Source organism: Streptomyces sp. NPDC002742 (assembly GCF_042888885.1).
GTDB lineage: Bacteria > Actinomycetota > Actinomycetes > Streptomycetales > Streptomycetaceae > Streptomyces.
On record NZ_JBIAQF010000009.1, the window covers coordinates 243,667 to 267,172 of the forward strand.

Consider the following 23,506-nt stretch of genomic DNA (forward strand, 5'->3'; position numbering starts at 1 on the left):
AGGAGGCGGCTGTCAGGCTAGTGCGGTCGGGAGGCTTCGAGGCGGCGGACACGACCACCGCCCGCACCAAGTCCCGTACGGCTTACGCCAGATCCCGCTTGGCGGCGATCTTCGACGACAGGCTGTAGATGTCGATGAAGCCCTTGGCCGCGGCCTGGTCGAAGGTGTCGCCCGTGTCGTACGTCGCGAGGTCGAAGTCGTAGAGCGAGGTGTCGGAGCGCCGGCCCGTGACGACCGCGCGGCCGCCGTGCAGGGTCATCCGGATGTCTCCGTTGACGTGCTGGTTGGCCTCGTCGATGAAGCCGTCCAGGGCGCGCTTGAGCGGAGAGAACCACTGGCCGTCGTAGACCAGTTCGCCCCAGCGCTGCTCGACCTGCCGCTTGTAGCGGGCGAGTTCACGCTCGACCGTGACGTTCTCCAGCTCCTGGTGCGCGGTGATCAGCGCGATCGCGCCCGGAGCCTCGTACACCTCACGGGACTTGATGCCCACGAGCCGGTCCTCGACCATGTCGATCCGGCCGATGCCCTGGGCCCCGGCACGCTCGTTGAGCTGCTGGATCGCCTGGAGCACGCTGACGGGCTTGCCGTCGATCGCGACCGGGACGCCCTGCTTGAAGGTGATGATCACCTCGTCGGCCTCGCGGTGCTCGGCCGGGTTCGAGGTGTACTCGTAGATGTCCTCGATCGGCGCGTTCCAGATGTCCTCCAGGAAGCCCGTCTCGACCGCGCGCCCGAAGACGTTCTGGTCGATGGAGTACGGGGACTTCTTGGTGGTGGCGATCGGGAGCTGCTTCTCCTCGCAGAACGCGATCGCCTTGTCCCGGGTCATGGCGTAGTCACGGACCGGGGCGATGCACTTGAGGTCGGGGGCGAGGGCGACGATGCCGGCCTCGAACCGCACCTGGTCGTTGCCCTTGCCGGTGCAGCCGTGGGCGACCGTGGTGGCGCCGTGCTTCTGGGCGGCGGCGACGAGGTGCTTGACGATCGTCGGCCGGGAGAGGGCGGAGACCAGCGGATAGCGGTCCATGTAGAGGGCGTTGGCCTTGATCGCCGGGAGGCAGTACTCGTCGGCGAACTCGTCCTTGGCGTCCGCGACCTCGGCCTCGACGGCGCCGCAGGCGAGCGCGCGCTTACGGATGACGTCCAGGTCCTCGCCGCCCTGGCCGACGTCGACCGCTACGGCGATGACCTCGGCGCCCGTCTCCTCGGCGATCCAGCCGATGGCGACGGAGGTGTCCAGACCGCCTGAGTAGGCGAGTACGACGCGCTCGGTCACGGGATTCTCCTCACAGTGCATTCGCTGACATGCATGAGTATGCAGCACTCTGCATGGTTCGTCAATCGCGGCCCGCGCGGCGGCGCCGGCTTCCGGACGCCGGGCGAGAGAGTTCCGGGCGCCCGGGACGGGGGCTCTCCGTCGCCGGGGGACGGAATCTCCTGGCCCCCCGGCGACGGAATCTTCCGGTCGCTTGAACACCCGAAACCGCTTTCGCGTATCTCCCGCTGAACGCAGGCGCCGCGTTCGCGTACGGCAGGCACACGAACGACGACCGACCGGACGAACACCGGGCGGTCGTCAGCCCCCGACCCGAGTGAGGATTCCGCATGTCCAGGGCCCTTCCGAAGTACAACAAGCGGCGCGTCGTGATGATCGGCGGAGCCTCCGCCGTGGTGCTGTCCGCCGCCGTGATCGCCGGCAGCGCACTGGCGGGCGAGACGCACGGGAACGGCGCGCAGAACGCCACGACGAAGGCCGCCTCGGCGGGCACGGTGAACTGCCCGGCCGTCGCACCGAGCCTGCCCGCGATCCCCGCCACCGCGAAGGCCGAGGTCGACCGCAACCTCACCCTGCTGAACACCCAGATCGCGGAGGCGGACAAGCGGCTGGTCGACACCGTCGGGCAGGGCGGTCCGAACTTCGTCCAGAACGCGATCCTCGGCCCCCTCAAGGACAAGCGCGTCGCCACCATCAACCGCATCGCGACGGCCATCGGACGCACGGCCGCCAAGCCGCAGGGCCTGGACTCGCTCGCGCCCTGCACGCTCAACGGCGTAGGCGCCGCCGCGGGCGGTGCGGCCACCGGCGCCGCAGCGCCCAGCGCGACGGCCACCGCACCGGCGGGCGGGGCCACCGGCGGGACAGGCGCCGCCACCGCGGCCGGCACCATCACCTGCCCTGACGTCGCGTCCCGGCTGCCCGCCGTCCCGGCCTCCGCGAAGGCCGAGGTCGACCGCAATCTGGCACTGCTGAACACCCAGATCGGCGAGGCCAACACCCGGCTGGCCAACACCGTCGGGCAGGGCGGACCCAACTTCGTCCAGAACGCGATCCTCGGCCCCCTCAAGGACAAGCGGACCTCCACGATCGACCGCATCGCGATCTCCATCGGCCGCACCGCCGCCAAGCCGACCGGACTGGACACCCTCGCCACCTGCACGCTCACCCAGTGATCCGGCAGGCTCCCCGGCCGTTGCGCCGATGCCGGCCGGGGAGCCTGCCACGGGTTCCGGCGGTGCCCCTGAACGATGCCGCCGGAACCGCAATTCCTTAGACAGGCGAAAGGCTTTCCCTGATAATCGTTAGACATGGGAAAGACCTATGAGCGCATCGACGGCCGCCTCCGTACCTTCATCGAGGCACAGCCCCTCTTCTTCACCGCGACCGCACCGCTGTCCGAGGACGGCACGATCAACCTCTCCCCCAAAGGGCTCAGCGGTTCGTTCGCCGTACTCGACGAGCGGACCGTGGCCTATCTGGACTTCGCCGGGAGCAACGCGGAGACGATCGCGCATCTGCGCGAGAACGGCCGGATCACCCTCATGTGGTGCGCCTTCCAGGGCCCGCCCAACATCGTCCGGGTGCACGGCCGCGGCGAACCGGTCTTCCGCGACGACCCGCGCTTCAAGGAACTCCTCACCCGCTTCACCACCATCGACCCGACGTCGCACGGGCTGCGCGCGATCATCGTCGTGACCGCCGAACTCGTCCGCGACACCTGCGGCTACGCGGTCCCCTTCATGTCGTACGACGAGGACCGCGATCTTCACGCGAGGCGCTTCGCGCGCGAGGACGACGCCTCACTGAGCGAGTACTTCACCAAGAAGGAGCACATCGCGACGAGCCTGGACGGACTGCCCGGGCTGCCGCTTCCGTTGCCCCCCAGTACGGTCTGAGCCATGCGCCTCGGAGCCGCCGCCCTCGCGTCCGCGTCCCTGCTCGCCCTGGCCCCGGGCGGGCCGCCGCCCCCTGCCGAGCTTCCCGCGCGGCTGGCCGACACCGGCGGCGGAACCCAGCTGATCACCGCCGAGGCACCGCGCGAGGACACGACGGCCGGGACGCTCACCTGGTGGGACCTGCGGAACGGACGATGGGTGCGGGCCGGCTCCGCCCCCGCCCGGTTCGGGGCGCGCGGACTGGTCGAGGGCCGGGCGCGGCGCCAGGGCACGAACACCACACCCACCGGGCTGTACGAGCTGCCGTACGCGTTCGGGACCGCGGCGGCGCCCGCCGGGACCTCGATGCCGTACCGCCGGGTGGGCCGGGACTCCTGGTGGTGCCAGGACAACGCGTCCCGGTCGTACAACCGGTGGACCGAGCCGCGCCCCGCGGACTGCCGGGCCGGGGAGTCCGAGCATCTGATCGCCTACGAGAAGCAGTACGCGTACGCCTTCGTCATCGGGTTCAACTACGACCGGCCGGTGCGCGGGCGCGGCGCGGGGATCTTCCTGCACGTCAACGGGAGCGGGCCCACGGCCGGTTGTGTGTCCGTGCCGGCGGACGCGATGCGGCGGATCCTCGCGTGGGCCGATCCGGCGCGCGGGCCGCGCATCGCCATCGGCACGACGAACGGGGCGACGGCGGTCACCCGGTACTGACGGACCGGATGCCACCGAGCGCCACCGGATGACACCGACCGGATGACACCGGATGACACCGAGGGGCCGCCGGACTGAGGGACCCTCGGCCCGGCAGACTCTCGAACCGCCGAACCGCCGAACCGCCGAACCGCCGAACCGGCGGACCGGCAGACCGGCAGACCGGCAGACGACTGACCGGCGGCCCCGGTTCAGGCCGCGGGGAGCCGGACCGTGAACGTGGTCGCTCCCGGGCGGCTCTCCAGGGTGACCGTGCCGTTGTGTGCCTCGACCACGGCCGCCACGATCGACAGGCCGAGCCCGGCCCCGGCTCCGGCGCCGTCCGCGCGGCGGCGGTCCGCCCGGGTGAAGCGTTCGAAGACACCGGGCCGGACGTCCTCGGGAACCCCGGGCCCGTCGTCGTGGACCTTCAGCACGGCCTCCGTGCCGACACTCTCCAGGGACACCGCCACCCGGGTGCCGACAGGTGTGTGCACTCGGGCGTTGGCCAACAGGTTGGCCAGCACCTGCTGGAGCCGGTGGGCGTCGCCCGCGACCGTCACCGGCTCCTCGGCCAGCTCCAGGACCCAGCGGTGGCCGGGGCCCACCGCGCGGGCGTCGGTGACCGCGTCGAGGACGAGGTGGGTGAGGTCGACGGGCAGCCGTTCCAGGGGGCGCCCGGCGTCGAGGCGGGCGAGCAGCAGCAGCTCGTCGACCATCTCGCCCATGCGCGCCGACTCGGCGGCGATCCGTTCGAGGGCGCGGGTCACTTTCGGGGGTACCGGGCCGGGGTGCAGCAGCGCGAGCTCGGCATGGCCGCGGACCGAGGCGACCGGGGTGCGCAGTTCGTGGCTGGCGTCGGCGGCGAAGGTGCGCAGCCGTTCCTCGCTCGCGTGCCGCTTGGTGAGCGCGTCCTCGACATGGCCGAGCATGCGGTTGAAGGCGCTGGCGACACGGCCCACCTCGCTGCGCGGGTCGGATTCGGGCGCCCGTGGGGGCAGCGCCACCTCGCCGCTGGCGAGCGGGAGTTCACTGACCCGGGTGGCGGTCGCGGCGACCCGGTTCAGCGGGCGGAGCGACCAGCGCACCCACAGGGCCCCGGCGACTCCGGCGACCACGAGGGCCAGGCCGAGGACCAGGGAGGCGACAAGTTCGAGGCGGTGGACGGCCGCGTCGACCGGCTCCGTCGGCAGCCCGGTGATCATCACGTCACCGTCCTTGCCGGGCGTCGCCAGCACGCGGTAGTCGCCCAGAGCGGACAGGCAGACGGTGTGGGCACGTCCGTCCGCCGGGACCGCGGCCAGCCGCGCCTCGTCGCGGGCGGTCAGACGCACGTTCCGGACGGCCGTGCCAGCACCGGGCGGCACGACCGCGGCGTTGGTGACGTCCTCGCCGACCAGACGCGCTCCGAAGGTGCCGGTGCTCTGCCGACGGGTGTCGCCGTGTTCGTCGCCGTCGTGGTCGGGCGGCTTCGTCGAGCTGTGTTCCAGGCTCGCCGGGAACCGCGCCCCGGCCTCCTGCAACTGCTGGTCGAGGCGGCCGGTCAGGAAGCCGTCCAGTTCGTACACCGCGGCCACGCCGACGGCCGCGCAGCTGACGGCGAGCAGCACCACGAGCCCGGCGGTGAGGCGGGCGCGCATCGTGCGCGGTCGCGGCAGCGCGCGCAGGGCCGCCGCCGACCGGAGCCACCAGCGCCTGCCCAGCGCGCCGGCCCTGGCCCGCATGCTCGCGCTCACCGGCCCGCCGCGGGCTTGATGACGTACCCGGCGCCCCGGACCGTGTGGATCATCGGCTCGCGGCCCGCGTCGACCTTCTTGCGCAGGTAGGAGATGTAGAGCTCGACGACATGGGCCTGGCCCCCGAAGTCGTAGGACCAGACACGGTCGAGGATCTGCGCCTTGCTGAGCACGCGGCGCGGATTGCGCATCAGGAAGCGCAGCAGCTCGAACTCGGTCGGCGACAGCTCGATCAGGTCACCGCACCGGGTCACCTCGCGGGCCTCCTCGTCCATCGCCAGGTCCCCGACGACGAGCCGCGGGCCCTCGTCGGTCCGGCGGGCCATGCCGGCGCGGCGCAGCAGTCCGCGCAGCCGGGCGACGACCTCCTCCAGGCTGAACGGCTTGGTGACGTAGTCGTCGCCGCCGGCCGTGATGCCGGCGATGCGGTCCTCCACGGCGTCCCGGGCGGTGAGGAAGAGGACGCAGACCTCCGGCAGCACGGTGTGCAGGTCGCGCAGCACGGCGAAGCCGTCGGTGTCCGGGAGCATCACGTCGAGGACGACGGCGTCGGGCAGCAGCTCGCGCGCCTCGGCGGCCGCCGAGGCGCCGTCGCCCGCGGTACGGACCTCCCAGCCCTCGTAGCGCAGGGCACCGGAGAGGACCTCGGCCAGGTCCGGATCGTCGTCGACGACGAGGACGCGCACCGGGGTGCCGTCGGGCCGGGTGAGCGAGGGCGGCCTTCCGGTCCCTCGGGACGGGACAGCACCGGTGCCGGTGTCCAGGTCGCCGGAGGTGCCGGGGTCTGGGGTGGGAGTGTTCATGTCGCCTTCCAGCATCGCCCCTCCCGACGGCCGCACCTTGCCACACGGCCTCTGAGTTTCCTCTGAGTCACCTCTCCTCCGAGTCACCTCTCCTCGGAGGACCCTGTTTCCTCGTTTCCTCGTTTCCTCGGTCTTCCCTTCCTCCTCCCCTTCCCCGTGGCTCTCAGTTCGCTGTGAGTCCGCTCCGAACGGGCCGGTTCAGAGCCTCCTCAGAGGTTCCGGACGCAGAGTTTCCTCCCGGAGTGCCGGACGAAGGACGGAAACATGACCACGGTGTACGAGCGGGCGGCGGACCCGCGCACGACACGAGGACGCGGGCGACCGCGGCCCTCGCCCGCCGGACCACTGCTGGCCCTGCTGTGGGCGGGAGCGGCCGCGGTCCTCGCCCTGTGGTGGACCGACACACAGTCGGTGGTGGGCCCGGCCGGCTGGCTGACGGACGCCGGGCGGATCGCCGGGCTGCTGTGCGGCTACAGCTGCGCCGTCCTGGTGGCGCTGATGGCCAGGGTCCCGCTCCTGGAGCGGCGCATCGGCTCCGACCGGGTGGCCCGCTGGCACGCCATGGCCGGCCGCTACACGATCTGCCTGCTGGTCGCGCACGTCACCCTGATCCTCTTCGGCTACGCCGCCCAGGACGGGACGGGCATCGTGCACGAGACGCTGAGTGTGGTGTTCGACTACCCGGACATGCTCATGGCGACGGCCGGCACGGTCATCCTGTTCGCCGTCGGGATCACCTCGGCGCGCCTCGCCCGCCGCCGGATCAGCCACGAGTTCTGGTACTACGTGCATCTGCTGACGTACGTGGCGGTCTTCCTGGCCTTCTTCCACCAGCTCGCGCTCGGCTCCGACCTCGTCGGCAACCGGGCGGCGCAGGCCGCCTGGTACGCGCTCTACCTCGGTACGGCCGCGCTCGTCGTATGGTTCCGGCTGCTGGCCCCGGTACGGCTCAACCTGCGCCACCGGCTGCGCGTCGAGTCCGTGTACCGGGAGTCCCCCGGGGTCTTCTCCGTCGTGATCCGCGGGGAGGGTCTGGACGAGCTGAACGCGCGGGCGGGCCAGTTCTTCCGCTGGCGGTTCCTCGCGGACGGGATGCGGTGGACCTCGACGCCGTACTCGCTGTCCGCGCCGCCCCGGCCGGACCGGATGCGGATCACCGTGAAGGCGCTCGGCGACCACAGCGCGGCCGTCGGGCTGCTGCGTCCCGGCACCCGGGTGTGGGCGGAGGGGCCCTACGGCTCGCTGACCGCAGACCGGAGCACGGCGTCGAAGGCCCTGCTGATCGCGGGCGGCGTCGGCATCACGCCGCTGCGCGCCCTGTTCGAGACGCTGCCCGGCCGGGTCACGCTCCTCTACCGGGCACGCACGGCCGAGGATCTGGCGCTGGGCGGCGAGCTGGACGACATCGCACGCTGGCGCGGGGCCCGCGTCCTGTACGCGGTCAACGCCGCCGACGGCTCGCGCCCGCGGCTCACCGCCGAGTCGCTGCGCGAGGCCGTGCCGGACATCGCCGAGCACGACGTCTACCTCTGCGGACCACCCGCGATGGCGCGGGACCTGTACGGGGCACTGCGCACCGCGGGTGTCCCCGACCGTCGTATCCACCACGAGTCGTTCGAGCTGTGAGGCCGCCGTGCACGCCCTGAAGAAGAACCGTCCGCTGCGCCGGATGACGCTGGCCGCCGCCACCACGGTCACCGGTTTCGTCCTGCTGCTCTCGCTGAAGCCGCACACACCGCCGACACCGGCCTCGGCCTCCTCGTCCGTGAGTCATTCGCCCTCCTCCTCGGAGAGCTCGTCGGGGAGCTCCTCGGGAAGTTCCTCGGGCACGTCCGGGGGTTCGAGGAGCACGGGGACCAAGACCGTCACCGGGGATACGGTGCAGACCCGTTGGGGTCCGGTCCAGGTGCGGATCACGCTGAAGGACGGCAGGATCACGGATGCCGCCGCGGTCGCCTATCCTTCGGACAATCCCAAGGACCAGGAGATCAACAGTTACGCGATTCCCCAGCTCAGGCGTGAGACGCTGGCCGCGCAGAGTGCCCAGATCGACTCGGTGTCCGGTGCCACTTACACCAGCGGCGGATACAAGCAGTCGCTCCAGTCCGCACTCGACTCGGCGGGCTTCTGAACGCACGGGCGTCGTGGACCGTATCTCTGGGCCAGGGGGCCACTCCCCTCACCCCGTCTCTCCAGGACGAACACGGAGGAACCGTGTCCACGATCGCCGGTGGTCGCGCCGCGCGGCGCCAGACCATGCGCCGAATCCGCCCTCGCCGCTCGCCCGCCGTCCCGTTGCTGCTCGCCGTCTGGGCCGGCGCCGCCGCGGTCATCTGGCTGTGGTGGATGGATACCCCGTCCATCGCGGACAACAACAGCAGGATCCTCAACGCCGGCCGGATCACCGGGCTGCTCGCCGGGTATCTGATGGCGCTCGTGGTGCTGCAGATGGCCCGCGTCCCCGCCCTGGAACGCCGGGTGGGATCCGACCGGGTGGCGCGCTGGCACGCCATGACCGGCCGTTACACCATCTGCCTGGTCCTCGCCCACCTCTTCCTGACGATGTGGGGCTACGCCCTGCAGGCCGGCAAGGGGCTCGGCCAGATCGTGCAGCAGACCATCGACTCGGTGAACCAGCTGCCCGACATGGGCAAGGCCGCGATCGGCACGGGCCTGCTCGTGCTCATCGGGTTCATCTCCGTCGGCTGGCTCCGTCGGCTGATCCCGTACGACACCTGGTACCACGTCCACCTGCTGACGTACGCCGCGGTGTTCCTGACGTTCTGGCACCAGCTTTCCACCGGCAACGACTTCGCGGTGGAACCCGTCGCCAAGACCGTCTGGTACGGGCTCTACGGATCGGTGACCGCGCTGGTCATCTGGTACCGAATCCTTTCTCCCATCCGGCTGAACCTGAAGCACCGCATGCGGGTGCAGGCGGTCATCGAGGAGACGCCGGGCATCGTGTCGGTGCTCATCAGCGGGCGCAAGCTGCACCGGATGGGCGCGGAGGCCGGACAGTTCTTCCGCTGGCGTTTCCTCGCGCCCGGGATGCGTTTCAGCTCCCACCCGTACTCGCTCTCGGCGGCGCCCCGCCCCAACATGCTGCGCATCACCGTGAAGGCGATCGGCGACCACAGCGCCGCCCTGCGTGACCTGGAGCCGGGCACCCGGGTCTGGGCCGAGGGCCCCTACGGCGCGCTGACCGCCGGCAAGCGCAGTCGGGGCAAGGTGCTCCTGGTGGCCGGCGGTGTCGGCATCACGCCGATGCGGGCGCTGTTCGAGACCCTGCCCGGCGCGTCCGGCGACCTGACGCTGCTCTACCGCGCCAACACCACCCAGGACCTCGCTCTGTGGGACGAGCTCGCCGCCATCTCCAAGGAGCGCGGGGCGCGGCTGATGTACGCGGTGAACAGCCCCGAGGGCGAGCGGCCGGACATCTCGGCGGAGTCCCTGCGCCGCAAGCTGCCCGACATAGACCACCACGACGTCTTCATGTGCGGGCCGCCCGGGTTCGCCCAGGAGGTGTACGCGGCACTGCGCGGCGCGGGGGTCCCCGCCCGCCGCATCCATCACGAGTCGTTCGAGATGTGAGCGACGGGAGTCAGGAACGATGAAGAAGAATCACCCCATTCGGCGGTTCGTGCTCGCGAGCGCCGCCACCGTGTCCGGAATCGTGCTGCTGCTGGCCCTCAAACCGGCCTCCGACCCGGCGGCCGCGTCGGCGCAGGCCGGTGCGGCGCCCCAGCAGACGGCGGCCGCGCAGGGTGCGGCGCAGGGCGGCACCGCCCAGCAGTCGGGTACCAGCACCGTCCTCGGTGACGTGGTGCGGACCGAGTACGGGCCGGTCCAGGTGCGGCTGACCATGAGCGGCGGGAAGATAACCGAGGCGGACGCGGTCCAGGCCCCCAAGGGCGGAACCAGCGACCAGAAGACCGCCCTCTCGGTGCCCAAGCTCAACCAGGAAACCGTCACGGCACAGAGCGCCGAGATCGACGCCGTCTCGGGGGCGACCTACACCAGCGGGGGCTACAAGAAGTCCCTGCAGTCGGCCCTGGACAAGGCGAAGGCCGCCGGCGGCACGTCGGGGTCCGCAGGATCCACCGGGTCCTCGGGCAAGGCCGGGGCGTCCTCGGCGGCACCCGCCGCGCAGGCGCGCGTCGTCACCGGGACCGTGTCCGACACCCAGTACGGCCCCGTCCAGGTCCGGCTCACCCTCGACGGCAAGAAGATCACCAAGGCCGAGGCGGTCCAGGCCCCCAAGGGCGGCATCAGCGACCAGAAGACCGCCCTCTCGGTGCCCAAGCTCAACCAGGAGGCCGTCGCGGCGGGCAGTGCCCAGATCGACACCGTCTCCGGCGCGACCTACACGAGCGAGGGCTACAAGAAGTCCCTGCAGTCGGCCCTGGACAAGGCCGGTGTCTGAGCCCGCGCCGGACGCACCGCGGGAACTGCGCCACGCCGAGGAAGTGATGGGCACCGTCTTCTCCTTCGACGTGCGCGGCGGGGAACCCGAGCTCGTGCGAGCGGCGTTGGAGGAGGCGATCGCCCAACTCCACCGTGTGGACGAGGTGTTCAGCACCTACCGCGAGGACAGCCAGATCTCGCGGCTGGTGCGCGGGGAGCTCACCGTCGAGGAGTGCGACCCCGAGGTCGCCGAGGTGCTCGGTCTGGGCGCCGAGGCGGAACGCGTCAGCGACGGCTGGTTCAGCACACGGTACGAGGGACAGCTCGACCCGACGGGCATCGTCAAGGGCTGGGCGGCCGAACGCGCGGCCCTGCACCTCGCCGCGGCCGGGGCGAGCGGGGTGAGTGTCAACGGCGGCGGCGACGTCCAGCTGTGCGGCATCCCCGGACCGCACCGCCCCTGGCGGGTGGGCGTGTCCGACCCGCTCCGTCCGGGCTCGCTCGCCGCGGTGGTCTCCGCGGCCGGGGTGGACGAGCTGGCCGTCGCGACCTCCGGCACCGCCGAACGCGGCGCCCACATCGTCGACCCGCGCACCGGCAGGTCCGCGGTCACCGACCTGCTCGCGGTGACCGTGGTGGGCCCCCGTCTGACCTGGGTGGACGCCTGGGCGACCGCGGCCTTCGCGATGGGCTCGCGGGCGGGCCTCGACTGGCTGGAGTCGCTCCCCGACGTGGAGGCGCTGCTCATCACGGCCGGCGACGAGGTCAGATGCACGGGAGGGCTCGCCCAGCGTCTGGGCTGACCTGCGCGGACCCCACCGCACCCCTGGTGTACGACGGTGGGGGCGCGCCCCGGACGGGGTGCGCCCCCACCGTCGTACACCGGGTCAGTGGTCGTTCTGAGCGAGCCGCAGCAGATGGTCGGCCAGTGCCTGCCCGCCCGTCGGACCGCGGCTGATGAGCAGCAGGGTGTCGTCCCCCGCGATCGTCCCCAGGATGTCGTGCAGCTCCGCCTGGTCGATCGCCGAGGCGAGGAACTGCGCGGCCCCCGGCGGGGTGCGCAGGACCACGAGATTGGCCGAGGCCTCCGCGGAGATCAGCAGCTCCGAGGAGAGCCTGCGCATCCGCTCCTCCTTCGCCGACTCCCCCAGCGGCGCGCGCGGGGTGCGGAACCCGCCCTCGCTCGGCACCGCGTAGATGAGGTCGCCGTCGTTGTTGCGGATCTTCACCGCGTTCAGCTCGTCGAGGTCCCGGGAGAGCGTCGCCTGTGTGACGTTCAGCCCGTCGTCGGCGAGAAGCTTCGCCAACTGGCTCTGCGAGCGCACCGGTTGCCGGTTGAGGATGTCCACGATCCGGCGGTGGCGTGCGGTGCGGGTCTGCGGCACGGCAGGCCCTGCGTGCTCGTGGTCCTGCGCCTGACTCATCGTCGTCGTCCCATTTCCCGGGATCATCCGTCCCCGTTGGCTGCGTCGAGGATGCCGGGAAGGGCCCGGAGGAACGCGTCCACTTCGTCATCGCCGAGATTCAGCGGCGGCATCAGCCGTACGACATCGGGGGCGGGCGCGTTCACCAGGAAACCGGCGTCCTGAGCCGCCTGCTGCACCTGGGGCGCGAGCGGCTCGGTGAGCACGATACCCAGGAGCAGCCCCGCACCCCGGACATGGTCGATCAACGGATGGCCGGAACCGTCACCGGCGCCCTCGATTCCGTCCCGCAGTTTCTCGCCGGCACGCTTCACGTTGTCCAGGAGTCCCTCGGACTCGATCGTGTCGAGCACGGCGAGTCCGGCGGCGCAGACGACCGGGTTGCCGCCGAAGGTCGTGCCGTGGTGGCCGGGCTTCAGCAGCCCGGCGGCGCGGCCGAAGGCGACGGTGGCGCCGAGCGGCAGTCCGCCGCCGAGACCCTTGGCGAGCGTGACGATGTCGGGCAGGACGCCTTCGTGGGCCTGGTACTCGAACCAGTGGCCGGTGCGGCCGATGCCGGTCTGCACCTCGTCCAGGACGAGCAGGGCGCCGGTGGCCGCGGTGATCGCGCGGGCGGCCTTGAGGTAGCCGGGAGGCGGTACGACCACACCGTTCTCGCCCTGGATCGGCTCGATGATCACCAGTGCGGTGTCCTCGGTGACCGCCTGGGCGAGGGCCTGCGCGTCGCCGTACGGAACATGCGTGACGTCACCGGGCAGCGGCAGGAAGGGCTCCTGCTTGGCGGGCTGGCCGGTGAGCGCGAGGGCGCCCATGGTCCGGCCGTGGAAGCCGCCGGTGGTGGCGACCATGTGGGTCCGGCCGGTCAGCCGGCCGATCTTGAAGGCGCCCTCGTTGGCCTCGGCGCCCGAGTTGCAGAAGTACACCCGGCCCTCGCGCCCGAAGAGCTGGAGCAGTCGTTCGGCGAGGGCGACGGGCGGTTCGGCGACGAAGAGGTTCGAGACATGGCCGAGGGAGCGGATCTGCCGGCTCACGGCTTCGACGATCGCGGGATGGCCGTGTCCGAGCGCGTTGACCGCGATGCCGCCGACGAAGTCGAGGTACTCGTTGCCGTCGGCGTCCCACAGCTTCGTTCCGGCGCCGCGGACGAGGGGCAGTCGCGGGGTGCCGTAGTTGTCCATGAGCGCGCCCTGCCACCGCTGGGTGAGCTCCGCGTTGGTCGCGGTGCCGGTCATGCGACGTCCCCCGTTTCCTCTTCGTCCGGCACGACCATCGTGCCGATGCCTTCGTCGGTGAAGATCTCCAGCAGGATCGAGTGCTGGACCCGGCCGTCGATGACCCGGGCGGTGGTGACGCCGTTGCGCACGGCGTGCAGACAGCCCTCCATCTTCGGCACCATGCCGCTGGCCAGCTCGGGAAGGAGTTTCTCCAGCTGGGTGGCGGTGAGGCGGCTGATCACCTCGTCGCTGTTCGGCCAGTCCTCGTAGAGGCCCTCGACGTCCGTGAGGACCATGAGGGTCTCGGCGTCCAGCGCGGCAGCGAGTGCCGCAGCCGCCGTATCAGCATTGACGTTGTAGACATGTCCGTCGTCCTGGCTCCGGGCGATCGAGGAGACGACCGGGATCCGGCCGTCGGCGAGCAGAGCCTCGATCGCGCCCGTGTCGATCGCGGTGATCTCGCCCACCCGCCCGATGTCGACCAACTGGCCGTCGATCGTGGGCTGGTGCTTGGTGGCGGTGATGGTGTGCGCGTCCTCGCCGGTAAGGCCCACGGCGAGGGGTCCGTGCTCGTTGAGGAGCCCGACCAGCTCGCGCTGGACCTGTCCGGCCAGCACCATGCGGACGACGTCCATCGCGTCCTCGGTGGTGACCCGCAGGCCCGCCTTGAACTCGCTGACGATGCCGTGCCGGTCGAGGGCGGCGCTGATCTGCGGACCGCCGCCGTGCACGACGACCGGCTTGAGGCCCGCGTGGTGCAGGAACACGATGTCCTGGGCGAAGGCGGCCTTCAACTCGCTGTCGATCATGGCGTTGCCGCCGAACTTGACGACGACGGTCTTGCCGCGGTGCCGGGTCAGCCAGGGCAGCGCCTCGATGAGGATCTGCGCCTTGGGCAGAGCGGTGTGCTTGCGGGTCACATTGCTCATGAGGAATACGCGCTGTTCTCGTGGACGTAGTCGGCGGTGAGGTCGTTGGTCCAGATCGTGGCGGTCGCGTCGCCCGCGGCGAGGTCGGCGACGATGTGGACCTCGCGGTAGCGCATGTCGACGAGTTCGCGGTCCTCGCCGACCCCGCCGTTCTTGCAGACCCGGACGCCGTTGATGGCGACGTTGAGCCGGTCCGGTTCGAAGGCGGCCTTCGTGGTGCCGATCGCGGACAACACCCGCCCCCAGTTGGGGTCCTCGCCGTGGATGGCGCACTTGAGGAGGTTGTTGCGGGCGATGGAACGGCCCACCTCGACGGCGTCGTCCTCGGTCTCGGCGTTGATCACCTCGACCTTGATGTCCTTGCTGGCGCCCTCGGCGTCGCGGATCAGCTGCTGACCGAGGTCGTCGCAGACCGCGCGGACCGCCTCGGCGAACTGCGCGTACTCCGGGGTGACTTCACTGGCTCCCGAGGCGAGCAGCAGCACGGTGTCGTTGGTGGACATGCAGCCGTCGGAGTCGACGCGGTCGAAGGTCGTACGGGTGGCGTCGCGCAGCGCCCGGTCGAGAGTCCCGCTGTCCACGTCCGCGTCGGTGGTGAGTACGACGAGCATGGTGGCGAGGCCGGGGGCGAGCATGCCCGCGCCCTTGGCCATGCCGCCGACGGTCCAGCCGGCCCGTGTCACGACCGAGGTCTTGTGCACGGAGTCGGTGGTCTTGATGGCGATGGCGGCCTTCTCGCCGCCGTGCGGGCCGAGTTGGGCCACCGCCAGGTCGATGCCGGGAAGCAGCTTGTCCATCGGCAGCAGCACGCCGATGAGGCCGGTGGAGCACACGGCGACGCTGCCCGCGCCGATGTCACCGAGCGCCTCGGCGACCTTCTCGGCGGTGGCGTGGGTGTCCTGGAAGCCCTTGGGACCCGTACAGGCGTTGGCGCCACCCGAGTTGAGGACGACGGCGGTCAGCTCGCCGCTCTTGAGGACCTGCTCGGACCACAGGACCGGCGCGGCCTTCACGCGGTTGGAGGTGAAGACGCCCGCGGCGGCGCGGCGGGGCCCGTTGTTGACCACGAGGGCCAGGTCCGGGTTGCCGTTCGCCTTGATCCCAGCGGCGACTCCGGCCGCGGTGAATCCCTGTGCTGCCGTGACGCTCACGGTGCGACTCCGATCGTGGAAAGTCCCAGCTCCTCGGGGAGGCCGAGGGCGAGGTTCATGCTCTGGACGGCACCGCCCGCGGTGCCCTTGGTCAGGTTGTCGATGGCGCTGATCGCGATGATGCGGTGCGCGGCGGCGTCGTACGCGACCTGGACCTGAACGGCGTTGGAACCGTAGACGGACGCCGTGGCGGGCCACTGCCCCTCGGGGAGGAGGTGGACGAAGGGCTCGTCGGCGAAGGCCTTCTCGTAGGCGGCCCGTACGGACGCGCCGGTGACTTCGGGCTTCGCCTTGGCGCTGCACGTGGCGAGGATGCCGCGGGGCATGGGCGCGAGGGTGGGCGTGAAGGAGACGGTGACGGGCTCTCCGGCGGCCGCGCTGAGGTTCTGGATCATCTCGGGGGTGTGCCGGTGGGCACCGCCGACGCCGTACGGGGTCATCGACCCCATGACCTCGCTGCCGAGCAGGTGCGCCTTGGGCGCCTTGCCCGCACCGGAGGTGCCGGAGGCGGCGACGATCACGGCCTCGGGCTCCGCCAGCCCGGCCGTGTACGCCGGGAAGAGGGCCAGCGAGGCGGCCGTCGGGTAGCAACCGGGCACCGCGATGCGCTTGGACCCCTCCAGCGCGGCGCGGGCACCCGGCAGTTCGGGAAGGCCGTAGGGCCAGGTCCCGGCGTGCGCGGAGGCGTAGAACCGCTCCCAGTCGGCCGGGTCCTTCAGCCGGAAGTCGGCACCCATGTCGACCACGAGGACCTCGGGGCCGAGCTGCTCCGCGACCGCGGCCGACTGCCCGTGGGGCAGCGCGAGGAACACCACGTCGTGACCGGCCAGCGCCTCGGGGGTGGTCTCCGTCAGGACGCGGTCCGCGAGCGGCAGCAGATGGGGCTGGAGCGCGCCGAGCAGCCCGCCCGCGTTGGAGTTGCCGGTCAGGGTGCCGATCTCGATCTCGGGGTGCGCCAGGAGCAGACGCAGCAGTTCCCCGCCCGCGTACCCACTCGCTCCCGCCACCGCCGCGCGCATCGCCATGGAACCCTCCTCCTAGATGGCATGACTATACGTTTCGCTGCACGTTTATGCAATCACCCGTCCCGCGGCGGAAGCGGGCGCAGCCGTGACCGAGACTTTTAGTTGGCGGTGAGCGCGTTAGTTGGCGGGTGAGCGCGTCAGTTGGCGGATCTTGATCCCGTAACGCCCTGTTGCGATCAGTTCCATGGGGTGGGGTTGCCGGGATGCCGGCTGGAAGGTGCCGACCTCGGCTACCGGGCCCCGCGCCAGACATCCGCGTCACCGTCCCGTCAGCTACGGCCGCGCGGCAGCATGAGGGCCGCGGCCGTGGTGGCCATCAGCATCACAGCCGCGACGCACAAGGCGACCCGCAGACCCACAATGAACTCACCCCGGTCCGCGACCAAGGCTCCGCAGACGGCCACGGCGAGCGCGCCGCCCGTCTGCCGGAAGGAGTTCAGGATCCCGGCGGCCATTCCGGCCCGATCTGCGGCGATGTCGTTCAGCAGGATGGCGGTCAGGGAAGGTACGAAGAAACCTAGGCCGAGGCCGACCGGGATGAGCATCGCCGCGATCACTGGTCTGCTGGTGCCCTCGTCGATCCAGAGCAGGCCGAACATCGCCAGCGCGAGGATCGCTTGTCCCATGGCGATCGGCATCCGCGGCCCAAAGCGTGCCGCAGCCCTGGCCGAGGCCAGGTTGGCTCCGGCGATCACGGCCATCATCGGTAGGAACATCAGCCCCGCGGCCATGACGGACAGGTTCAGAACGTCCTGAAAGAACAGGCTCAGCACGAACACCAGCCCGTAGAACGCGGCATTGACGACGAAGCCGATCGCGACCGAAACCGTCACCGTGCGCGAACGGAAGAGGTCGAGCGGGACCAACGGCGCGGCGGTACGTGCCTCGATCATGATGAACGCGGCCGTCGCCACTGCGGCGAGCCCCAGGCAGCCCAGCACCACGGGCTCGCCGAAACCGTTCTCCCCTCCGTCGATCACCGCGAAGGTGAGCGCCGCGAGCGCGACGATCGCCGTGAGCTGGCCGTACGGATCGAGCGGCGCGGCACGGCGCGGCGAGCGCTCCGCGCGGGTCAGCACCGCGAGGGTGGCGATGCCGACGGGCAGGTTGACGACGAAGATCGCCCGCCAGCTCAGAGTGCTGGACAGCACCCCGCCGGCCACCGGGCCGGCGGCAACCGCGACGGCTCCGCCAACGGTCCACAGCGCGATGGCCCGTGCCCGTTCGGCCGCGTCCGGGAATGCCTGCCGGACGAGGGCCAGCGAGGAGGGCAGCATGATCGCCGCCGCGCTCCCCTGGATCAGGCGGGCGGCGATCAGCTCGCCCAGCCCCGGCGCCAGTCCGCAGGCCGCCGAGGCGACCGTGAAGACCGCGACGCCGGCGCCGAACGCGCGGCTCGCCCCGATGCGGTCGGAGAGCGTGCCCGCGGAAAGCAGGAGTGCGGCGAACATCAGCGTGTAGGCGTCCACGATCCATTGCAGTCCCGCCGTGCTGCCGCCGAAGGTCCGCCCGATCCCGGGCAGCGCCACGTTCAGCGCCATGGTGTTGAGGTTGAGCATAAAGATGCCCATGAACGTGGTCGCCAGGATCAGCTTCGGCGCGGCCGTGCGTTGCCGGGCATCCTGTGACGCGCGGGCTGGTTCAAGAGTGGTCATCCGTCCAGACTGGTGAGGCTCGCGAGGGCGAGGCAGACCGTGATCTTCCGGGGTGCGCCACAGGTGGGTGTAACAGGGCCAGGCTCCGGGCCGGCCCCCTGATCACACGCTGACAGAATGACGGCATGACCGAGTTCGGAAAGTTTCTGCGGGCTCGCCGTGGCGACGTACGCCCGGCAGACGTCGGACTGCCCGCCGGAACCGGCACGCGCCGTACGCCGGGTCTGCGCCGGGAGGAGCTGGCGGCGCTGGCCGGTGTGAGCATCGACTACTACATACGTCTGGAACGCGGCAAGGAGACCCATCCGAGCCCCTCCGTGGTCGAGGCGCTGGCCGACGCGCTCCGCCTCAACCAGGAGGAGAGCGGCTTCCTGCACGAGCTGGCGGCGCGGGCGGCGCGGCGTGCGCCCGAGCCCCGTCCCCTGCCGTCACGGCGGGTCCGTCCGACCGTCACGCAGCTTCTGGAGACGCTCCGGCCCAACCCGGCGTACGTCGTGAGCCGCACCAACGACCTGCTGGCGGCCAATCCCGGCGGGCTGCGGCTGCTCCACGGCATCGCCGACTGGCCGGAGCGCCAGCGGAACACCGTCCGGTACACCTTCCTGCACCCAGCTGCCCGCGAGCTGTGGGCGGACTGGGAACAGAAGGCCAAGGGGTGCGTCGCCCAGTTGCGGGCGATCGCCGGCACCGATCCGGATGCCCCGGATCTCGCCGCACTCGTAGGTGAGCTGATCGTCAAGAGCCCCGACTTCAACCGGCTCTGGGAGCGGTACGAGGTGCACACGATCGGCGACGGCGAGAAGACGCTCCGACACCCGGAGGTCGGCACGATGACGCTCTCGCACGAAGGGCTGTCCCTCAACCGCGCACAAGGCCAGCGCCTCATCATCTACATGGCGCCGCCAGGCAGCCCGGACCACGACAAGATGACGCTCCTCGACCTCGCCGCCTCCGGCCCGTCCGTCGGTTCCGGTGAGACGGCGCCCGTCCCACCCTCCCGGAGACAGGGCTAGGCGCTTACGAAATCCCGCCTACAGGACAGCTCGCTGATCTGGGCGGTGTGATGGCAGCGGGGAGGTTCTCGCAAATCGCGCCTGGCAGACGGGTCGCACTCAATGGCGTCGAGTGGACGATCGAAGACATCCACGGTCAGTTCGGCCGACTCGGCCTCTCCCTTGCCCGGCGCCGTTATGCGAAGTACAGCCGGATCCTGCGGGCGGCCGGTGTGCAATGGCCTCCGAGTACAGCGCTGACGTGATGTCTCACGTTCCGGGGCACCCGCCACCTGGCGGGTTCAACTCCCCGAAAACGTGGACTTCACCGAGGCGCGTGCCGCTTCGGGCGGCGGAGTCGGCCCGCGTCACAGCCGTCCCGTCGCCGGGCCGCGCGATCTGCGGCCCCCGGCCCGCGACTTGGCCGGACGAGTGCCTGAATTCCATTCGACCTGGCAGGCCTCGCCGGGTACCGTCGCGAGGCTGTTCTCACTGCCGGGGCCCATGAGATCCGTGGGGCGCCACCCCGGCAGTTCCCACACCGAGAGTAGGTTTCGTCAATGGCATGCCGTATCAGTGAGATCGTCCTCAAGTGCCACGACCCCGAGGTGCTGGCGCGGTTCTGGTGCGAGGTCCTGGACTTCGTGGAGCTCGATCGCGAAGCGGAGGGCTGCATCGAGATAGGTCCGCGCGAAGGGTTCGGCGGTCCGCAGCCGACGATCTTCCTCATCCGCGACGACAAGCCGGGGAACGGACCGGCCCGGCTGCACATCGACGTCAACCCGACGGACCGCGATCAGGACGCCGAGCTTGAGCGCCTCCTGGCCGCCGGGGCCGAACTCGTCGACATCGGTCAGCCCGCGGAAGCATCCTGGCACGTCCTCGCCGATCCGGAAGGCAACGAGTTCTGCCTGCTCAAGCGCCGCCTCGATCCCGTCTGATCGATCCTCGCCCGAACGGCCGACGCAGCCCTCGCCCCTCAGCGCCGCCACCGTTCGAGGTACCGGTGCCCCGTCCGGCCGGTGCCCCGTCCGGCCGGCGGCCGGGAGTGCCCGCCGCCCCGTCGCGGGGTCACCGGGAAGGGCGCTGCCCCAACTGGTCGCGGCGGCGCGTCAGATGGGCGGTCTCGGCGGTGTTGCCCGCCAGCTCGATGGCTTTGTCGTAGGCCGCGCGCGACTTCTGGCTGCGGCCCAGCCGACGCAGCAGGTCGGCGCGGGTCGCGTGGAAGGCGTGATAACCGGCCAACTCGTCCTCCAGGCGGTCGACGGACGACAGTGCCACCTCCGGGCCGTCGAGCTCGGCGATCGCGATGGCCCGGTTGAGGGCGACGACCGGCGAGGGGTCGATGCGGACGAGCTGGTCGTAGAGGGCGACGACCTGCGACCAGTCGGTGTCGCGTGCATCGCGGGCGCAGGTGTGCACGGCGTTGATCGCCGCGAGGATCTGGTACCGGCCGGGCGGCTCGCCGGCGGCCAGGCGCTCACGCACCAGTCGATGGCCCTGGGCGATCAGTGCCGCGTCCCAGGACCCGCGGTCCTGCTCGCCGAGGGCGATCAGTTCGCCGCTCGGCGAGACCCTGGCGGTACGGCGGGCCTCGGTGAGAAGCATCAGGGCCAGCAGCCCGGCCACCTCGCCGTCCTGCGGCATGAGGGCGCGAATCAGGCGCGTGAGCCGGATGGCCTCGGCGGTCAGCTCGTGGCGTACGGGATCGGTGTCGGGGCCGGTCGCCAGGTAGCCCTCGTTGAAGACGAGAAAGAGCACGGCCAGTACGCCGGTGACGCGTCCCGGAAGATCCTCCTCGCACGGCACCCGATAGGGAATGCGAGCCGCCTTGATCTTGGCCTTCGCGCGGGTGATCCGCTGCGCCATGGCGCTCTCCCGCACCAGGAAGGCGCGGGCGATCTCGGCCATGGTCAGACCGCCGACCATGCGCAGCGTCAGCGCGACACGGGCCTCCATCGCGAGAGCCGGGTGACAGCAGGTGAAGATCAGCCGGAGCCGCTCGTCCTCGATCGGGCCGAGGGGCTCGGGCCGGTCGTCGTACGACATCTGAGCCTCCCGCTGCTTGTCACCGCGCTTCTTCTCGCGCCGGACACGGTCGATGGCCTTGCGGTGGGCGGTCGTGGTCAGCCAGGCGCCCGGACAGGGCGGTACCCCGTCGGCCGGCCACCGCTCGACGGCGGTCGCGAACGCCTCGGCCGCCGCGTCCTCGGCGATGTCGAGGTCACCGAAACGACTGGCCAGGGCGGCGACCACCCGCGCCCACTCCTCGTGGTGAGCCCGGGTGATCACCTTCTGGACGTCGGTCACGCTCACAGGAACGGCCGCACCTCGACCCTCCGATTGCAGGCCTTCGACCCCTCGGCCGCCAGCTTGAGCGCCACGTCGAGGTCGGGGGCCTCAAGGACCCAGAAGCCGACGAGGTACTCCTTCGACTCCAGGAAGGGTCCGTCGGTGAACAACGCCTCGCCACCGCGGTTGTCGATCACCGTGGCCGTGTCGGGCCCCCCGAGGCCGCCGGCGAAGACCCAGTGCCCCTCGGCCACGAGCCGGTCGTTGAAAACGTCGATCGCAGCCATCTCGTCAGGGGTGGCGAGGTCCGCCTTGGTATTGATCACGGAAACCAGGTACTGCATCTCGGATCGTCTCCTGTGCTCCGGGGACACCCCTCGCGGGCGACCTCTCACCCGTACCACGAACAGCCCCGCCCCGATCCGACACCGTCCCCCAGATCCTTTTCGAGGATCCCCCGGCCCGTTCCCGCGACCCGCACACCGCCGACTCGGCTCCGGGGCGCTCCCGGCCCCACTGCCCCTCACCGGCGACGGGCGGCTCCCCGTCCGACCCGACCGGCTCCCACGGGCACGGCGCCCCGGGGACCGACGGCCGGGATCCCGGCGGGCGCCCCGAATCAGGAACGCTTGGCGTCCCGCTCCGCCTTCTTCTCCTTGATGCGTACCGCTTCCTTGCGGGTTTCGGCCTGGGTGGCGCGTTCACGGCGCAGCCAGCTGGGCTCCTCCGTCTTCAGCGCCTCGATCTGCTCGGTGGTGAGAGCCTCGCTGACGCCGCCGCGGGCGAGCCCGGCGATGGACACGCCGAGCCTGGCCGCGACGACCGGCCGCGGGTGCGGGCCGGTGCGGCGCAGCTCCTGGAGCCACTCGGGCGGGTCGGTCTGCAGCGCGTTCAGCTCGGCACGGGAGACAACACCCTCCTGGAACTCGGCGGGGGTGGCCTCGAGGTACACACCCAGCTTCTTCGCCGCTGTGGCGGGCTTCATCGTCTGGGCGGTCTGGTGCGAACTCATGGGTCAAGGGTATCGAGCGCCCGGGCACTCGCCGACCATCGCGGGTGCGGCGCCCATGACCACCCCGGGTAATCTGACGTGGTGACCGGCTCCGAAGCACCCCCCTCGTTCAGGCTCGCCTACGTTCCGGGGGTGACGCCCTCGAAGTGGGTGCGGATCTGGAACGAACGGCTGCCGGACGTACCCCTGGCCCTCGTCCCGGTGTCCGCCGCCGAGGTGTACGACGTCCTGCGGCGCGGCGACGCCGACGCCGGCTTCGTCCGGCTGCCGGTCGACCGGGCCGACCTCAGCGCGATCCCCCTCTACACCGAGACGACCGTCGTCGTGGTCCCCAGGGATCACATCGTGTCGGCGGTCGAGCAGGTCTCCGGCGAGGACCTCGCCGACGACATCGTGCTGCACCCCCTGGACGACCCGCTGGACTGGGAGCGCCTGCCGGGCAAGCCCGCGCTGGAACGGCCCGCCAGCACGGAGGACGCCGTCGAGCTCGTCGCGGCGGGCATCGGGGTCGTCGTGGTTCCGCAGTCGCTCGCCCGCCTCCACCACCGCAAGGACCTGACGTACCGGACCGTCACGGACGCCCCCGAGTCACGCGTCGCGCTGGCCTGGCCGGAGGACCGGACCACCGATCTGGTGGAGGACTTCATCGGCATCGTGCGCGGCCGCACGGTGAACAGCACACGAGGGCGTTCCCAGACCCCGGCGGGGGCGCAGCAGAAGGACCGGGGCGCGGCCAGGTCCACGACCGGGAAGTCGGACCCTGGCGGCGCCGCACGGCGCAAGCCCGCGCCCGGCAAGGGCGGCGGCAAGGGCGGCGGCAAGGCCACGGGCAGGAACCCCCGCAGCGGCGGTACCGGCGGGCCGAAGGGCGGCGCGAAGCGCGGCAGGCCCCGCCGCAGCTCCTGATCCGGTCCGGGACCCCTGGTCCCGGGTTCCTGGTCCCGGGCCCTGGGCCCCTGATCCCGGGGTTCCCGGGGCCCCGGTTCCCGGTTCGGGCAGCGGGCGTCCGGT

At 71.3% G+C, this 23,506-nt stretch carries 23 protein-coding genes; 11 read left to right on the forward strand and 12 right to left on the reverse strand.

Annotated features, from left to right (window positions below):
• Nucleotides 1–82: 82 nt before the first annotated feature.
• Nucleotides 83–1,276: an argininosuccinate synthase gene (locus ACFYW8_RS18470; protein ID WP_328454405.1), complete on the reverse strand. Its 1,194-nt coding sequence runs from the start codon at nucleotides 1,274–1,276 to the stop codon at nucleotides 83–85.
• Between the two features lie 329 nt (nucleotides 1,277–1,605).
• On the opposite strand from ACFYW8_RS18470, the gene ACFYW8_RS18475 reads away from it, so the two are divergent.
• The 3 genes from ACFYW8_RS18475 (at nucleotide 1,606) to ACFYW8_RS18485 (ending at nucleotide 3,876) form a co-directional block, all read left to right on the forward strand.
• On the forward strand, nucleotides 1,606–2,451 hold the full coding sequence (locus tag ACFYW8_RS18475) for a hypothetical protein (protein ID WP_389075849.1): 846 nt from the start codon (nucleotides 1,606–1,608) through the stop codon (nucleotides 2,449–2,451).
• A gap of 135 nt (nucleotides 2,452–2,586) precedes the next feature.
• Nucleotides 2,587–3,174: a pyridoxamine 5'-phosphate oxidase family protein gene (locus ACFYW8_RS18480; RefSeq protein ID WP_365875320.1), complete on the forward strand. Its 588-nt coding sequence runs from the start codon at nucleotides 2,587–2,589 to the stop codon at nucleotides 3,172–3,174.
• Between the two features lie 3 nt (nucleotides 3,175–3,177).
• A complete protein-coding gene (locus ACFYW8_RS18485) occupies nucleotides 3,178–3,876 on the forward strand; it encodes a L,D-transpeptidase (protein ID WP_389075856.1) in 699 nt (232 codons plus the stop codon).
• Between the two features lie 191 nt (nucleotides 3,877–4,067).
• Here ACFYW8_RS18485 and ACFYW8_RS18490 read toward each other — a convergent pair whose 3' ends face one another.
• Nucleotides 4,068–5,495 carry a HAMP domain-containing sensor histidine kinase gene (locus ACFYW8_RS18490; RefSeq protein WP_365875354.1) on the reverse strand — a complete coding sequence of 476 codons (1,428 nt, stop codon included), beginning with the start codon at nucleotides 5,493–5,495 and terminating at the stop codon, nucleotides 4,068–4,070.
• Between the two features lie 92 nt (nucleotides 5,496–5,587).
• Nucleotides 5,588–6,394 (reverse strand): response regulator transcription factor, encoded by an 807-nt coding sequence (locus ACFYW8_RS18495; protein WP_389075860.1) that lies wholly within the window; start codon nucleotides 6,392–6,394, stop codon nucleotides 5,588–5,590.
• Nucleotides 6,395–6,658: 264 nt separating this feature from the next.
• On the opposite strand from ACFYW8_RS18495, the gene ACFYW8_RS18500 reads away from it, so the two are divergent.
• From ACFYW8_RS18500 to ACFYW8_RS18520, 5 genes are all read left to right on the forward strand, one after another.
• Nucleotides 6,659–8,020, forward strand: a complete 1,362-nt coding sequence (locus tag ACFYW8_RS18500) for a ferric reductase-like transmembrane domain-containing protein (protein ID WP_389075865.1) — start codon at nucleotides 6,659–6,661, stop codon at nucleotides 8,018–8,020.
• A gap of 7 nt (nucleotides 8,021–8,027) precedes the next feature.
• Nucleotides 8,028–8,525, forward strand: a complete 498-nt coding sequence (locus ACFYW8_RS18505) for an FMN-binding protein (RefSeq protein ID WP_365875312.1) — start codon at nucleotides 8,028–8,030, stop codon at nucleotides 8,523–8,525.
• A 125-nt stretch (nucleotides 8,526–8,650) separates the two neighbouring features.
• Nucleotides 8,651–9,988 (forward strand): ferric reductase-like transmembrane domain-containing protein, encoded by a 1,338-nt coding sequence (locus ACFYW8_RS18510; RefSeq protein WP_389076221.1) that lies wholly within the window; start codon nucleotides 8,651–8,653, stop codon nucleotides 9,986–9,988.
• 19 nt (nucleotides 9,989–10,007) lie between these two features.
• A complete protein-coding gene (locus ACFYW8_RS18515; RefSeq protein WP_389075872.1) occupies nucleotides 10,008–10,820 on the forward strand; it encodes an FMN-binding protein in 813 nt (270 codons plus the stop codon).
• A gap of 46 nt (nucleotides 10,821–10,866) precedes the next feature.
• The gene (locus ACFYW8_RS18520; RefSeq protein WP_389076224.1) at nucleotides 10,867–11,604 is read left to right on the forward strand and encodes an FAD:protein FMN transferase; all 738 of its coding nucleotides are present in this window, start codon (nucleotides 10,867–10,869) and stop codon (nucleotides 11,602–11,604) included.
• A gap of 84 nt (nucleotides 11,605–11,688) precedes the next feature.
• Here the strand turns inward: ACFYW8_RS18520 and ACFYW8_RS18525 are convergent, their stop codons facing one another.
• The 6 genes from ACFYW8_RS18525 to ACFYW8_RS18550 all read right to left on the reverse strand — a co-directional run bounded on the left by ACFYW8_RS18525 (nucleotide 11,689) and on the right by ACFYW8_RS18550 (nucleotide 18,199).
• Nucleotides 11,689–12,225 (reverse strand): arginine repressor, encoded by a 537-nt coding sequence (locus ACFYW8_RS18525; RefSeq protein ID WP_261702846.1) that lies wholly within the window; start codon nucleotides 12,223–12,225, stop codon nucleotides 11,689–11,691.
• Nucleotides 12,226–12,248: 23 nt separating this feature from the next.
• Nucleotides 12,249–13,457, reverse strand: coding sequence for an acetylornithine transaminase (locus ACFYW8_RS18530; protein WP_389075878.1), 1,209 nt, complete (start codon nucleotides 13,455–13,457; stop codon nucleotides 12,249–12,251).
• Nucleotides 13,454–14,368, reverse strand: a complete 915-nt coding sequence (gene argB, locus ACFYW8_RS18535) for an acetylglutamate kinase (RefSeq protein ID WP_389075882.1) — start codon at nucleotides 14,366–14,368, stop codon at nucleotides 13,454–13,456. Before argB ends, ACFYW8_RS18530 begins: the two co-directional genes overlap by 4 nt.
• Nucleotides 14,365–15,519, reverse strand: coding sequence for a bifunctional glutamate N-acetyltransferase/amino-acid acetyltransferase ArgJ (argJ, locus tag ACFYW8_RS18540; RefSeq protein WP_389075886.1), 1,155 nt, complete (start codon nucleotides 15,517–15,519; stop codon nucleotides 14,365–14,367). The genes argB and argJ overlap by 4 nt, the downstream gene beginning before the upstream one ends.
• Nucleotides 15,516–16,544: an N-acetyl-gamma-glutamyl-phosphate reductase gene (gene argC / locus ACFYW8_RS18545; RefSeq protein ID WP_389075891.1), complete on the reverse strand. Its 1,029-nt coding sequence runs from the start codon at nucleotides 16,542–16,544 to the stop codon at nucleotides 15,516–15,518. Before argC ends, argJ begins: the two co-directional genes overlap by 4 nt.
• Nucleotides 16,545–16,813: 269 nt before the next feature.
• Nucleotides 16,814–18,199 carry an MFS transporter gene (locus ACFYW8_RS18550; protein WP_389075896.1) on the reverse strand — a complete coding sequence of 462 codons (1,386 nt, stop codon included), beginning with the start codon at nucleotides 18,197–18,199 and terminating at the stop codon, nucleotides 16,814–16,816.
• Between the two features lie 125 nt (nucleotides 18,200–18,324).
• Here ACFYW8_RS18550 and ACFYW8_RS18555 point away from each other — a divergent pair, with 125 nt between their 5' ends.
• Nucleotides 18,325–19,212 (forward strand): helix-turn-helix domain-containing protein, encoded by an 888-nt coding sequence (locus ACFYW8_RS18555; protein ID WP_389075900.1) that lies wholly within the window; start codon nucleotides 18,325–18,327, stop codon nucleotides 19,210–19,212.
• 539 nt (nucleotides 19,213–19,751) lie between these two features.
• Nucleotides 19,752–20,132 carry a VOC family protein gene (locus ACFYW8_RS18560; RefSeq protein ID WP_365875276.1) on the forward strand — a complete coding sequence of 127 codons (381 nt, stop codon included), beginning with the start codon at nucleotides 19,752–19,754 and terminating at the stop codon, nucleotides 20,130–20,132.
• A 130-nt stretch (nucleotides 20,133–20,262) separates the two neighbouring features.
• Here ACFYW8_RS18560 and ACFYW8_RS18565 read toward each other — a convergent pair whose 3' ends face one another.
• The 3 genes from ACFYW8_RS18565 to ACFYW8_RS18575 all read right to left on the reverse strand — a co-directional run bounded on the left by ACFYW8_RS18565 (nucleotide 20,263) and on the right by ACFYW8_RS18575 (nucleotide 22,495).
• On the reverse strand, nucleotides 20,263–21,507 hold the full coding sequence (locus tag ACFYW8_RS18565; protein WP_389075908.1) for an RNA polymerase sigma factor: 1,245 nt from the start codon (nucleotides 21,505–21,507) through the stop codon (nucleotides 20,263–20,265).
• The gene (locus ACFYW8_RS18570; RefSeq protein ID WP_389075913.1) at nucleotides 21,504–21,827 is read right to left on the reverse strand and encodes a YciI family protein; all 324 of its coding nucleotides are present in this window, start codon (nucleotides 21,825–21,827) and stop codon (nucleotides 21,504–21,506) included. The genes ACFYW8_RS18565 and ACFYW8_RS18570 overlap by 4 nt, the downstream gene beginning before the upstream one ends.
• Nucleotides 21,828–22,102: 275 nt before the next feature.
• Complete coding sequence (locus tag ACFYW8_RS18575; RefSeq protein WP_389075918.1) at nucleotides 22,103–22,495, reverse strand: DUF5997 family protein; 393 nt, start codon at nucleotides 22,493–22,495, stop codon at nucleotides 22,103–22,105.
• Between the two features lie 81 nt (nucleotides 22,496–22,576).
• On the opposite strand from ACFYW8_RS18575, the gene ACFYW8_RS18580 reads away from it, so the two are divergent.
• Nucleotides 22,577–23,401 (forward strand): LysR family transcriptional regulator substrate-binding protein, encoded by an 825-nt coding sequence (locus tag ACFYW8_RS18580; RefSeq protein ID WP_365875269.1) that lies wholly within the window; start codon nucleotides 22,577–22,579, stop codon nucleotides 23,399–23,401.
• The last annotated feature ends 105 nt before the right edge of the window (nucleotides 23,402–23,506 follow it).

Coding starts and splice junctions, on each gene's coding strand:
- argC (WP_389075891.1), bottom strand. CDS start 16,544: ATGGCGATGCGCGCGGCGGTGGCGGGAGCGAGTGGGTACGCGGGCGGG.
- ACFYW8_RS18520 (WP_389076224.1), top strand. CDS start 10,867: ATGGGCACCGTCTTCTCCTTCGACGTGCGCGGCGGGGAACCCGAGCTC.
- ACFYW8_RS18515 (WP_389075872.1), top strand. CDS start 10,008: ATGAAGAAGAATCACCCCATTCGGCGGTTCGTGCTCGCGAGCGCCGCC.
- ACFYW8_RS18575 (WP_389075918.1), bottom strand. CDS start 22,495: ATGAGTTCGCACCAGACCGCCCAGACGATGAAGCCCGCCACAGCGGCG.
- ACFYW8_RS18555 (WP_389075900.1), top strand. CDS start 18,325: ATGACCGAGTTCGGAAAGTTTCTGCGGGCTCGCCGTGGCGACGTACGC.
- ACFYW8_RS18500 (WP_389075865.1), top strand. CDS start 6,659: ATGACCACGGTGTACGAGCGGGCGGCGGACCCGCGCACGACACGAGGA.
- ACFYW8_RS18560 (WP_365875276.1), top strand. CDS start 19,752: ATGGCATGCCGTATCAGTGAGATCGTCCTCAAGTGCCACGACCCCGAG.
- ACFYW8_RS18485 (WP_389075856.1), top strand. CDS start 3,178: ATGCGCCTCGGAGCCGCCGCCCTCGCGTCCGCGTCCCTGCTCGCCCTG.
- ACFYW8_RS18530 (WP_389075878.1), bottom strand. CDS start 13,457: ATGACCGGCACCGCGACCAACGCGGAGCTCACCCAGCGGTGGCAGGGC.
- ACFYW8_RS18550 (WP_389075896.1), bottom strand. CDS start 18,199: ATGACCACTCTTGAACCAGCCCGCGCGTCACAGGATGCCCGGCAACGC.
- ACFYW8_RS18570 (WP_389075913.1), bottom strand. CDS start 21,827: ATGCAGTACCTGGTTTCCGTGATCAATACCAAGGCGGACCTCGCCACC.
- ACFYW8_RS18525 (WP_261702846.1), bottom strand. CDS start 12,225: ATGAGTCAGGCGCAGGACCACGAGCACGCAGGGCCTGCCGTGCCGCAG.
- ACFYW8_RS18510 (WP_389076221.1), top strand. CDS start 8,651: ATGCGCCGAATCCGCCCTCGCCGCTCGCCCGCCGTCCCGTTGCTGCTC.
- argB (WP_389075882.1), bottom strand. CDS start 14,368: ATGAGCAATGTGACCCGCAAGCACACCGCTCTGCCCAAGGCGCAGATC.
- ACFYW8_RS18495 (WP_389075860.1), bottom strand. CDS start 6,394: ATGAACACTCCCACCCCAGACCCCGGCACCTCCGGCGACCTGGACACC.
- ACFYW8_RS18480 (WP_365875320.1), top strand. CDS start 2,587: ATGGGAAAGACCTATGAGCGCATCGACGGCCGCCTCCGTACCTTCATC.
- ACFYW8_RS18490 (WP_365875354.1), bottom strand. CDS start 5,495: ATGCGCGCCCGCCTCACCGCCGGGCTCGTGGTGCTGCTCGCCGTCAGC.
- ACFYW8_RS18475 (WP_389075849.1), top strand. CDS start 1,606: ATGTCCAGGGCCCTTCCGAAGTACAACAAGCGGCGCGTCGTGATGATC.